The sequence below is a fragment of the Paenibacillus sp. GM2FR genome (assembly GCF_002803325.1).
In the GTDB taxonomy this organism is placed as follows: Bacteria; Bacillota; Bacilli; order Paenibacillales; family Paenibacillaceae; genus Paenibacillus_AQ; species Paenibacillus_AQ lautus.
On sequence record NZ_MKZM01000009.1, the window covers coordinates 459993 to 472197 of the forward strand.

Sequence of the window (12205 nt, forward strand, 5' to 3'; positions counted from 1 at the left end):
GTGGCAGTGCGCCTAATAAACTCATCATACCGGGGAAGGAGAGAGGCCGGAATCTCATTTCTTCGGATCATCGTGTTCGATTTTTTCGGATTGCGATAGTCGGAACTCGGAAGGGCTTTGATTGAACATTTTTTTGAATTTGGAGCTGAAATAGCCGGGTGAAGAGAAGCCCGTCAGCTCAGCTATGTCCCATACCGTCAATCGGGTCTCCTGCAGCAGGCGTACGGCGTGTTTCATCCGAACTTCCGTAACGTACTGAATAAACGAGACCCCAGCCCCTTCCTTGAACATTTCCGAGAAGTAGGTAGGGTGGTAGTTATACTGCTCGGCCAGCGAGGTCAACGACAATTCCTGCATGTAATTCTCCTCGATATACCGCTTGGCGGATTCAATCAGGGTAGCGCCTCTGTCTCCGGATTCCTGGTGCTGTTCCACAAAATCCTGTGCCCATTGCATCAGCAGACGTTCCGCCTGCTCCGGGGTTTCCAGCCATAAAACCCATTCAGGTGAAATCCATAGAGGCTCCCCACCCTGTGAATGCCGTATGTAGTCCACAGCGGCGGATTCCATAATCAGCGTGATTTGAAAAAGGCTTCGTACCAAGCGGGAAGGCGATAGCCGGAATGCCTCGCGCAGCTCCCTCCGAATCATGCTGCGGAAAGATTCCAGCTCGCCCCGGATTAGGCAGCGATGAAGTGCTCGGCTTGTTTCTTCCGACAGCAACGGACTTTGGTCGGTTACGGGTGCCCGATCGGGTCCGTTCTGGCGTCCTGCCAGATTCCAGGCCAGGAGGGAATGGATATAACCCTCTTTCCAGCGCTCAATTCCCAGGACGGGCAGTCCCAATCCCACCTGCACCTCTATAGTTAAATACGATGACGCCTGCGCGGCGAGTTTGTCCGCGAATTCGTGCTGAATGCCGTCAAGCGCAATGAAATGCATGATGCCGGGATGAGCTGCATCATGAAACACTTGAACGCCGCCCGGATAAGACTCGGCGATTTCATGGCAGACCAATTCGAACGGAAGGCGGAGCTGCTCGGGCGCGCGGCCTTGAGGCGCTTTCTGCATGCCGGATTCCCTCATGCCTGCGGTGATGAAGCATACGCGGCCGTCCTGCCAATCCTCGAGGTGGAACAGTCGAATCCGTTCCGGCAGGGAAGAGGGGGGCAGGCGGCTGCCGTGCACGAGATCCAGCAGGAAGCGTTCCTTCATTTCTTTGTAATACTGGGATAGCCGCCATTGCATCATTTCCGAATCGTCCCGTACCTTGCGGTTCTTATCCAATTCCTGTTTGATTTTGTTTACGGCGGATTTCAGATCGTCCCGGGCGACGGGCTTCAGCAAGTAATCCATGGCCTGGCTGCGGACACCCGCTCTGGCGTATTGGAAATCCTCGTATCCGGTAATGATGATGATCTGGATGGACGGATTGTAGCTCCGGCAAATGTCCAGCAGCTGGACGCCGTCCATGACGGGCATGTTCATGTCGGTAATGAGCAGGTCATACGAATGGGATTTCAAGAGCTCTTCGGCTTCCAGGCCATTCGCGGCCTCCCCCGAAATGGCAAAGCCCATGCCTTCCCAGTCGACTTTCAGCTTCAGCCCTTCACGAACTTCGATCTCGTCATCTGCGATCAATACGTTGTACATGATATTCCTCCTGTACCGGTAGAATCAGTTCGATGCATGTGCCCGCTTCGTTCCCGTTCCGGATATCAACGGCAAATAAGTCGCCGTAATGCAAGCGGCAGCGTGCAATCACGTTGCCGAGTCCAATGTGCCAGCTCTCGCTTCGGAGGATCGGCTCCAATTGGGAGGCCGCCGCGGGATCCTGGAGCTTGCGGATGATCTCGGGGGGCATGCCGGGACCGTTATCCGCGACGTGGAGATGCAGGCGGGTGCCCTGCCTGCTGATCCTGATGTTCACCTGTGCCGTGGTCTGATGCTGAAAGCTGTATTTGACCGCATTCTCGATCAGCGGCTGGAGAATGAACTTGATTATCACCAGCGAATCCAGCCGGCCTTCCTCGTGGACGGTGATGTCGAGTTTATGCCCGAAGCGGGTTTGCAGAATGGAGATATAGCGGCGGACATAAGCCAGCTCTTCGGCTAGGGGGACCCGGTCGTCGCTGGTATTCATGGAGAAGCGCATCATTTTGCCCAGGTCCTCGATCACTTGCACGGTATCGTCCGTCCGGCGCTGGATGGCAAGACTGCTCACCAGCTCCAGGGTGTTAAACATGAAGTGGGGATTGATCTGCATGAGCAGCGCTTTATATTCCGCTTGCTGGCGGAGCAGCTTCAGCTCGAATTCGTTCTGGATATGCTGCCGCAGGCGGCTGACCATATAGCGGAAGGTGGAGATGACGTAACTGACCTCGCTTTTTACGTTTTTGTCAGGGGGCAGAAGGGACTCCGCCTGGTCGAATGCTCCGCGCTGCACCTGCCTCATCGCCAGAACCAGGCGCGTTAAAGGCTTGGTGACGCCATAGGAAAGCCATGCGGCGGCAAACAGGGAGACCAGGATCAGAACGACCGTGACCACCATAATCGTGCTCTGAAGCTTGTGAAGGGAAGAGTACAGCTCCTTTTCCGGCGCCAGGCCGGCCAGCATCCAGCCGGTGCGCCCCAGCTTTTTGTATACCAGAATGTCTCGCTGTCCCTCATCGTTGGTTAGATAGACGACGCCCGATTTCAGCGGGCCGCTTCGAATGCGATCGATCTCCGATAGGGCTCCGGCGCCAAGTTCATGTGCCTGCTGGGATAAAATCGGGTTTCCTTGCTCGTTCAACAGAAAAATCGTGCTGTACTTGGCCAGATGGATCCGGTTGAGCGGCTCCAGAAAATAAGACTCGCTGACGTTAACCTTCATCACGTTCTGGGCCGTGGCATGATGGAAGGTTCCGATGGGCATCAGCAGGCTGACGACGGGATTACCGTGATCCCGGACGCGTTCATGTTGATCCATATGCGCTGGCAGCCATCGGTCCCCGGACGCGAAGAAATTTGTGTACCACGATTCCCGCAAAAAGGCAGGGTCACTTTCGACTTGGTTTTCGCCGCCGATCCGAAGCCCGCTGCGCCGGTAGATGGATACATCGGAGATACTGGTGTAGCTGTTGGTCGCCTGGGTCAGGAAGCGGCTCATGGCAAGGTTGGCGAGCATTTTCTCGCCTTCGGGCAGCTGCGGATCGCGGATGGCGTTATCCCAGTTCTTGGCCGTGTCACTGTTGAAGACCAGGGAAGCGACATCATAAATTTGCATCTGGACCATATCCACATAGGAACCGTATTCCTCCATCTTTTCAAGAGCCGAGGATTCGATGTAGGAGCGGATCACGGTGCGTGATTCCGTAAATAGCAGGAAGGAGAGCGTGCCGAAAGAGAGGACGAAGAGTGCGACGATAAAGGCGATCAGACGGCTTTTTAATGAGAAGAACATCGATTTCCTCCTTTACGAAAAGCGAATTTCAAGGCGGTCTGCGACATGTGAAAAAAGGCTGCGCGAAAATGCGCAGCCTTTGATTGGAAAAGTTGCTTGAAGCCGCCTTGTACGGCTTAGAAACGAACCAGATTGTTGATTCGTACAGGCATACCGGTTGCGATGGCGCGGTTGGCTGCAATTCCTGTTAGTATGGATCTCGCTCCATCGATATGGTTGGCCGCACGGGCGTACGGATCTTCCACGGGTTCCCCGAACAGATCATTCAGGAGAACGGGGTCGCCTCCGCCATGCCCGCCTTTTTGCTCTTCGACGTGAACCTCGTACGGGGCATCGAACATCGGAAGCACCCGCAGCGTTTTGCCGATTAACGCGCCTTCTTGGTTCTTGTCGCCCAGCGAATTCACGTAGGATTGTTCAACGATGTTCATCTCAATCCGGCCTTTGGTGCCGTTGATAGCGATGCGATATCCTTCCCACGGCTGGTAGGCGACTAGCGAATAGGTCAAAATGGCTTTGTTCTGATATCGCACGAGGACACCCATCGTATCCTCAATGTTGATGCCGTCCCCGAAGACGCTCTGATCCCGCTGATAGCCGTCCTCCGGCTCGGCATCCAGATACATGGCCTTGAGATGAGCATCGGAATCCAGATGGAGCGCGAAAGGGTCCTCCTTGGCAACTGGGTTGCCGGTAGCACGATTGTAAAACTGCGTAACGCCCCGCGCTTCGGCGTTCTCTCTACCATAATACATGAGATCTCCGAAGGCGAAAACGGTTTCAGGATGGGAACCGATCCAGAAGTTGACTAAATCGAAGTGATGGGTGGACTTATGAACGAGCAACCCGCCGCTGTTCCGTTTGTCCCGGTGCCAGCGCCGGAAGTAATCCGCGCCGTGGCGGGTATTCAGCAGCCATTCGAAGTGAACCGAAGTCACTTGGCCGATGGTATCGTTCATGATCAATTCCCGTACCTTGGTATGGTGGGGAGCGTAACGGTAGTTAAAGGTGACCCTGATATTTTGTCCGGTCCGCTTGGCGGCATCCAGGATGGCTTGGCATTTCTCCTCATCGATGGTCATCGGCTTCTCGGTCACGACATCGCACCCAAGCTCCATCGCGCGGATAATGTACTTGTGATGGGTCCGGTCGATGCTGGTTACGATGACGAAGTCGGGCTTCTCGTTCTTGATCATCTGATCGAATTGGTCCGCGGGATAGGTAGGCACCTCGGTGTACTTATATTTTTCCCGCAGTAGCTGATTCGCGTAATTCATGCGGGTTTGGTTCATATCGCAAAAGGCAGCAAGCTCGGATTTGTCGCGGAAATTCCGGGCCAAGGCGCCATAAAAAAATTCGGCCCGGCCGCCGGTTCCGACCAATACATAGCGTTTCTTGTCACTCATCTCTATCGCCTCCTTGAATATAGCTCTAGCCTATAACAAGGGAGCACTGCTTTCGCCGCATTTTATGCGTAATCGCTTTCAAATGCCGCATATTTTGCTATAATCCAAGAAAAGGGGGCAGCGACATGACGAAGCCGTTTCGAGCGGATTACAATGATCCCACCGGATATTTGGACATTGAATATGACCGCCGCATTGGATATTTCTCGATGACGGTTGACCATCTTCACGGTCATTATGAGCTGTATTACCTGTTATCGGGTGAGCGGATCTACTTCATTAAGGACCGTTCTTACCGGGTCCGGGCCGGTGATCTTGTTTTCGTGGACCGGAATGCCGTTCATAAGACGCTGGACAGCGGCCGGCCCGATCATGATCGGCTTGTCCTTTATATAAGCCCGGAGTTGTTCGCGGAACTGGCCGTGCCGCCTGATCTGGCCGAAGGGCTGAAGGAGCCGTTCGGCTGGGATGTTCCGATTCTAAGGCTTCCTACGCCCGCAGGTGAAGTCGTGGAGCGAATGGTCGGCGAAATGGTGAATGAGATGATCCATCCCCAAGCGGGAAGCAGCTGGCTGCTTCGGCACCGAACGGTTGAATTGCTGCTCTTCGCCTACCGCAGCCGGCATCTGGGCACGGTTCGTTCCGCCGATACCGAGCCCATTCTTCATCCGAAGACCCAGGCGGTTGTCCGGTATCTTAACGACAACTACCAGAAGTCCTTAACGCTGCCCGAGGTAGCGGAGGCGTTCCGAATCAGCCCGCACTATCTCAGCCGGCTGTTCAAGCAGACGACGGGTTTTACCTTTAGCGATTATCTCAACCTCCTTCGGGTTAAGGAAGCGCAGCGCCTCCTGCGGGAGAGCGATGATTCCATCACGGATATCGCGTGGCGATCGGGCTTCAGCAACTTCTCCCATTTTGGGAAGATGTTCAAGCGGACGGTTCAGCTGTCGCCGAGAGCCTACAGGCAGCAGTATCGAATGCGAAGTTAGAGGGATATGGCACTGTCTTCTTTCTTTCTGGTTCACTAGAAAAAGCTGTATTGAAATGATAGTTTCTATTTTATTTCAGCGAGGAGCTAGCCCAGACTTTGTGTATGGCTCAGATTTCTATCGCTAGGCTGTAGCTCTAGTCCCTAATAGAGGCACCACGTTCATCGAGTTGGATCAGCCCGTGACTGTGGTGCTTTTTGATGTGTATATGGTATCTTGGAATTGAACGAAAAACGCCATGTTTGATAGATTCGTTGAGAGGATCGACAGTCAAAATGAAAACAAAAATACAAGAGCTGCCGCTGTCACCGGGCGTATATCTTATGAGAGATTCGCGGGGAACGGTCATTTACGTTGGCAAATCCAAAAGTCTCAAGAAGAGAGTACAATCGTATTTTTACAACAATAAATCGCACTCCCCAAAAGTGAAGAGGCTGGTTCAGCATGTCAAAGACCTGGAGCATATCGTCACCGACACGGAGTTTGAGGCGTTCATGCTGGAATGCAGGCTTATTCAGGATATAAAGCCGATGTATAACCGCAAGATGAAAAATCCGCTAGGTTATAGTTATATCGTATTGCGGCAAAAGCGAAATTGGCGATGGCTGGAAATTACCGATACGCTGGATGAAGGCAGTCACGAACCGCTTCGTTGTTTCGGCCCCTATACAGCCAGCAGACATAGTCTTGAACATGCAGTGCAAAAGGTTAAGGAGTGCTGTAAAATCGCCTGCAATCATACACCTGCCGCCTTTTCGGCAAATACTCCTTGTTTGAATTACTCGATTGGCCTCTGTCTCGGCAAGTGTCTTGGCGGCGGAACCGCGCGGCAATTTGATGAAATCATGGATCGATTCATTGCTCTGCTTCAAGGGGAAGACCGACGTTTATATGATGAAATGGAGCGAAACATGCTGGGCGCCGCAGAGCGATTCGATTTTGAGCAGGCTGCAAAATACAGGGACGGCATGGAGGCGGTGAACTTGCTCTTAAGTAAGCGGCATGTGATCGAGTTCGCCGAAGAGAATCACAGCATTGTTGTCTACGAGTATTTAAACGAAGATACGATCAAGTTATTTCTGATTAAGGGGAACGTTGTGCTGCACAGCGAGAGATACTCTGTGGCTGCAACAGCGAACATTGAATCGTTGAGGCGGAGGGTCAAAGCCTTGATTCTCAGCTATTTCACGAGGGATATGGAATGCGATGCTGCCGAGGTTACCCGGGAAGATATCGATGCTGCACAAATCATCTACAGCTATTTGCAGAGCAGCGCCTGCCGCTATCTTGTTCTTCAGGATTCATGGATGGAAGACGAGGGGGAGGCTGATATGGAGGCTGCGCTGCGGGATTTTTTGAATCATCATGTTGCGTCATCTTAATTGGATCATGAACCGGGCTGCTGCAGCCCGGTTTTTTATCGCCCATAAATCTCCAATCTTATTTTGAGGAGACGTTATCCCGGAAAAATCGCCCCATCGGCATCTCCCTCGTAAACGTGATCCCCCCATACTTATATTTCACTTCAATTTGGGTGATGGGCTCATCGTTATAAAGACGGATGCCGTAATTAAGCGGAATCCGCGAACCTTGATCGAGCGCGGCTCTCTTCTCGTCTTGCATGAGCTCGGGCTTTAACGGCACCTCCCGAATATCGACGAATTCGATATCGGGATCTTCATCAAGGCCCTCGCCGCCGACCAGATGAAGGGAATAACTGACGCCCAGCTCGGCCTTGGCTGGCTTCATGCCATCATTCACCCGCACGTCCAACAGCTCCACATCGGCGAATCCTTCATTGATCACCTCGAAGATCATGGCATTTTCATCCGTAAAGGATGTAAATCCCCCCACCTTGATGGGCGTGGGGCGAAGGAACAGCAGGAATAGAAGGATGGCCGAGAGGAGCAGCCCCAGGCCCATATATAAGAGCCTGCGGAGATGTTTGGATTTTGGTTTCATGATAAAGCAATCTTCCTTCTTTTATTAAATAGACAGCTTTACAACGGATTTGCCAGCCTCAATATCCGCTTTCATCGCTAACAGATAATTCCGGGTGCGCTCGTTCATCTCGTTCCAATTTACGAATTTGGCGAAGTATACATAGGAGTAGATATTGCGGAAGTCGACGAACAACGGGATCCGCTGGATCCATTCCTCGCTCAGCGTATTCTCTTTAAGATAGCCGGATAAGAACGAGTCGAGAAATCGGGCCACAAATTCGGCTTTCCGGTTTTCCGGAACCGTCTGGACCGCATGATAGATGGCGATGGCAATATCATAGGCGAACCAATGGTACGAGACATCCCCGAAATCGAAAAAGATAATCTCCCCGTTATGTACGTGAAAGTTGTGATGATGGAGGTCATTGTGGACGATGCCGTAGCCTTCCTGATCCTGCTGGAGGGACTCCAATTCGTTAATATACTGCTTCCACTGCGTATGGACTCTTTCACCTGCAGCCTCCGGGAACGCATCGGTAAAGACTACATGATCATTCCACTTGGGAAAGGCCATTCGGTGAACGAGCGAAGCTGCGGTGGCGTCCTTTTTGCCGAGTTTATGCATACGGCCCATCCCGCTCCCCCACTGCTTGATCATCGCAAAATCCGATGTTACATCCGTTAACGGGCTGCCGGGAGCCTTCGTAAAAGCGATGACATGATATTGTTTGGAATCGTGGGTTACCTCTTCAATAAGAAGATCCTGAGCGGATCGAATGGACTCCGCTATGTTCAGACCCTGTTCGGCGAGATAGGCCATCCACGTCAGCTCGCGAATGATGGAGGCTTTGCAGTATTTGGACGCGTCCAAAAATTTCATAATGAAGCGGCGTCCGTCTTCACCGTTGTATTCAAATACATTCTGATCGAATCCCCCAAGTAACTTCAGCGAATAAGTACCTCGTCCGAATCGTTCGGCCCCTTGATCCAAGACAGCCTGTTCCATGGAAAGTCCCCTTTATCGTATTCTCGATATGATGCTCATGCGTACATATCGGATAAGTTTTTATTTACCAACAACTACAGTCTAACGAAGATAATGAGTGGTTGCAAAAAATGGGAGGGCACACGAAAAAGGGCGCTCCCTTAGGAGCACCCTTACATTTTCTTTATCAACCTTCGAATTTCTGCGCCAGCTCGCGGAAGTCCAGCTCCGCCGTGCTGGACAACACGATATCCGCATGCGGGAAATGGGCTGCGTTGCCGATCGCGACGGCGAACATGCCGGCGCCCTTGATGGCGTCAACACCGGATGCGGCATCCTCCACCCCGATGCAGTCGGCAGGCTCTACGCCAAGCTCTGCGGCAGCGGTGAGGAAGATCTCCGGGTCCGGCTTGTTGTTCTTCAGCTTGGTCACGTCGACGATCACGTCGAACTGGCCCATGACGCCAAGCCGGGTAAGCACGGCAATGGCGTTCTTGCTGGCCGACGCGATGCCGGTCTTCAGGCCGGCCGACCGGATGTCTGCCACAAACTCCGTAATGCCCGGCAGTAGATCGGCTGGCGTAATCGTTTCGATCAGCTCGACGTACAGCTTATTTTTGCGGTCAGCCAGCTGTACCAGCTCTTCATCGGAATAGTTTACAGGCGTCTTTGCCTGGCTTAAGAGGAGTTTCAGGGAATCCATGCGGGATACCCCTTTGAGATTCTCGTTGAACTCTCTCGTGAAGGGAATGCCAAGCTCGGTTGCCGTGGCTTTCCATGCCTGATAATGATACTCTGCGGTATCGGTAATGACGCCGTCCAAGTCAAAGATGACAGCCTTCAGCTTGCGTGTTTCGTTCATATCGTATGGCTCCTTTTTGAGATATCGGAAAGCATAAGCCGAAACAGGGACCTTCCGGATATCGCAAGAAAAATGACAGCTTATCGCAGTCTGTCTTCATGGAATATATGTTGATAGATCGTTTTCTTCGTAAACCGGGAGTGATGCCCTACGGATAGAGAGGGCAATCACCTCAAGACATAAACATCATGAATTGCTCTGAAGCGCATGTTTCAGGGGCTTCCCGGCTTCAAGCGTTACGGCCTCGTCGTACAGCTTAATCTCAATGGAATCGCCTTCCACGATCTCCAAGGTCACGCCGTCCTTCTCGATGGATACGCCGATGAGGCGGCCGCGGAAGTTCAGGCGGAATGCATACTTCTCCCAGTCCTTCGGAATGGCCGGGGAGAGGGAAAGTCCGCTTTCCTTCAGACGCATGCCGGCAAAGCCGTAGACGATCGACATCCAGGTACCGCCCATGTTGGCCATGTGCAGGCCGTCCTTCGTGTTGCCGTGCGTATTGTCCAGGTCAAGGCGTGCCGTCTCGATGAAATACTCATACGCTTTGTCCATATTGCCGATCTTCGAAGCCATGATGCTGAAGATGCAGGAGGACAGGGACGAATCATGCGTTGTGATGCCTTCATAGTAGTCATAGGAACGCTGTATCGTTTCCAAGCTTTGCTCGTCTTCGAGCAGGAAGTGAGCGAGCACCGTATCCGCCTGTTTACACACCTGGTAACGGTAAATGGTCAGCGGATGGTAGTTCAGCAGCAGCGGATATTTGTCCTCCGGCGTGTTGTCGAAATCCCATACCGCTTTGCGGAGGAATGTATCATCCTGCGGGTTAATGCCGAGTGCTTCATCATACGGAAGCAGCATAGCATCTGCCGCTTTGGCCCAAGCTGAAATTTCATCCTCGGTTACGCCAAGTCGGTCACACAGGGACTTGAAGCCTTGCGTATCGTAGGATTCCAGAATGGCGCAGCTCTTGGCAGCCCATTTCAGATTATGCTTTGCCATGACGTTGGTGTAATAGTTGTTATTCACGCAGCAGGTATATTCATCCGGCCCCGTCACCTCATCAATATGGAAAGCGCCGTTATAATAGTGGCCGATGTCGGCCCACAAGCGGGCGGTTTCGATCAGCACCTCGGCCCCGTAAGACAAGAGGAAATCCCGGTCCTGCTCGGCGAGATAATACTGAATATAGCTGTATGCGATGTCTGCGCTGATATGATATTGCGCTGTTCCCGATGGGAAGAAGGAGGAGCATTCGGTTCCCGATATCGTGCGCCACGGGAACAGAGCGCCTTGCCGGTGGCCCATTTCCCGGGCTCTGTCTCTCGCCTGCTCCAGCGTGGAATAGCGATACAGCAGCAGCTGGCGCGCGATGTCCGGCTGCGTCATCAGGAATACAGGGAACATGTAAATTTCCGTGTCCCAGAAATAATGGCCTTCATAACCTTCGCCGCTTAATCCTTTGGCGGAAATATTGCTGTGCTTGTCCCGACCGGCGGATTGCAGCAGCTGGAATAGATTGAAGCGGATGCCTTCCTGGAGCTGGCCATCGTTCTGAATCACCACATCGGCGGATTTCCAGTAGGCGTTCAGATACTGGGTCTGCCCGGCAAGCAAGTCCTCGAACGAAGTATCCTTCAACTCCTCCTGCAGCTGAATGCCACGCTCGATCATCTCCTGCCCGTGACGAAGACTGTCGGTATACAGATTGTATTTCGTAAAGTGGATCGGTCCGGTCAATGGAAGGGTAGCCGTGAACGTAACCTCTCCGGTTCCAGCCTCGAGCTGAATGTCGGCATCGGCATCCAAGCGGTGACGGGTCACGCAGGCAGCGCGCAGCTTGGACGCCATCGTCTCGTCAACAACATAGGCATCGCTGCCCTTGACGCCGGCATCGATGACGGCCATCCGTTCCGCATGTCCTGCTCCGACCCGGGGATCATTGGCATTAGTGTAGTTCCTCACGTTGCCGTTCACGGTGGAGACGATACGGACCTGCCCGTTGAAATTAACCGGTTCGATCCTTACATGGATCGCAAACAATTCCCGATGTGTGAAGGACACCAGGCGGCGGAAGGTCAGCTTGATCTCTTTGCCTTCAGGTGATTTCCACTGCACGATTCGCTCCGAGTACCCCTTGTCCATATGCAAGCGTCGGTCATGCGAAGTGATCATGCCGTGATCGAGGCGGAAAGGTTCTTTTTCGTCGCCTAAATAGATCAGGACCGTTTGGGCATCAATATTGTTAACGAGTTTTTGCTGTGTATCGGGAAAGGCGAAGAGCTTCTCGCCGTAAGGGATTTCAATCACGTCGTGGAAAGCGTTCAGATACGTACCGCGAATGGTGGACAAACTCTCTCCGTAGCCTTCCTCGAAATTGCCGCGTACACCCAAGTAACCGTTTCCGAGTGCAAAAATACTTTCCATATTCAGCAAGGCTTGCTGTGACAAATCAGGATTTGATATATTCCAGGTCATGGTCTACACTTCCTTCCTAGCATGGTTATGCTTGAATTTTAGAGCCAATCGGGGTTATGTTATACTAAAATATCAAGGTTTTTATCAATATTTT

General features: G+C 52.5%; 9 protein-coding genes. 2 read left to right on the top strand and 7 right to left on the bottom strand.

The features are described from left to right. Positions 1-54 precede the first annotated feature (54 nt). The 3 genes from PAEVO_RS23090 to PAEVO_RS23100 all read right to left on the bottom strand — a co-directional run bounded on the left by PAEVO_RS23090 (position 55) and on the right by PAEVO_RS23100 (position 4851). A complete protein-coding gene (locus PAEVO_RS23090) occupies positions 55-1653 on the bottom strand; it encodes a response regulator (RefSeq protein ID WP_100539868.1) in 1599 nt (532 codons plus the stop codon). Further along, positions 1628-3445 carry a cache domain-containing sensor histidine kinase gene (locus PAEVO_RS23095; RefSeq protein WP_100539869.1) on the bottom strand — a complete coding sequence of 606 codons (1818 nt, stop codon included), beginning with the start codon at positions 3443-3445 and terminating at the stop codon, positions 1628-1630. The genes PAEVO_RS23090 and PAEVO_RS23095 overlap by 26 nt, the downstream gene beginning before the upstream one ends. Before the next feature lie 116 nt (positions 3446-3561). Beyond that, entirely contained in the window at positions 3562-4851 is a 1290-nt protein-coding gene (locus PAEVO_RS23100) for a Gfo/Idh/MocA family oxidoreductase (protein ID WP_100539870.1), read from the bottom strand. A 125-nt stretch (positions 4852-4976) separates the two neighbouring features. Between PAEVO_RS23100 and PAEVO_RS23105 the strand changes: the two genes are divergently transcribed. Next, entirely contained in the window at positions 4977-5843 is an 867-nt protein-coding gene (locus tag PAEVO_RS23105; RefSeq protein WP_100539871.1) for an AraC family transcriptional regulator, read from the top strand. 275 nt (positions 5844-6118) lie between these two features. Then, positions 6119-7225 (top strand): GIY-YIG nuclease family protein, encoded by a 1107-nt coding sequence (locus PAEVO_RS23110; protein WP_100539872.1) that lies wholly within the window; start codon positions 6119-6121, stop codon positions 7223-7225. Positions 7226-7283: 58 nt separating this feature from the next. Here the strand turns inward: PAEVO_RS23110 and PAEVO_RS23115 are convergent, their stop codons facing one another. The 4 genes from PAEVO_RS23115 to PAEVO_RS23130 form a co-directional block, all read right to left on the bottom strand. After that, a complete protein-coding gene (locus PAEVO_RS23115; protein WP_100539873.1) occupies positions 7284-7805 on the bottom strand; it encodes a hypothetical protein in 522 nt (173 codons plus the stop codon). Between the two features lie 24 nt (positions 7806-7829). Further along, the gene (locus tag PAEVO_RS23120) at positions 7830-8792 is read right to left on the bottom strand and encodes a phosphotransferase enzyme family protein (protein WP_100539874.1); all 963 of its coding nucleotides are present in this window, start codon (positions 8790-8792) and stop codon (positions 7830-7832) included. A gap of 166 nt (positions 8793-8958) precedes the next feature. Next, positions 8959-9633: a beta-phosphoglucomutase gene (gene pgmB / locus PAEVO_RS23125; RefSeq protein WP_100539875.1), complete on the bottom strand. Its 675-nt coding sequence runs from the start codon at positions 9631-9633 to the stop codon at positions 8959-8961. A gap of 186 nt (positions 9634-9819) precedes the next feature. Then, positions 9820-12111, bottom strand: coding sequence for a glycoside hydrolase family 65 protein (locus tag PAEVO_RS23130; RefSeq protein ID WP_100539876.1), 2292 nt, complete (start codon positions 12109-12111; stop codon positions 9820-9822). Positions 12112-12205 lie beyond the last annotated feature (94 nt).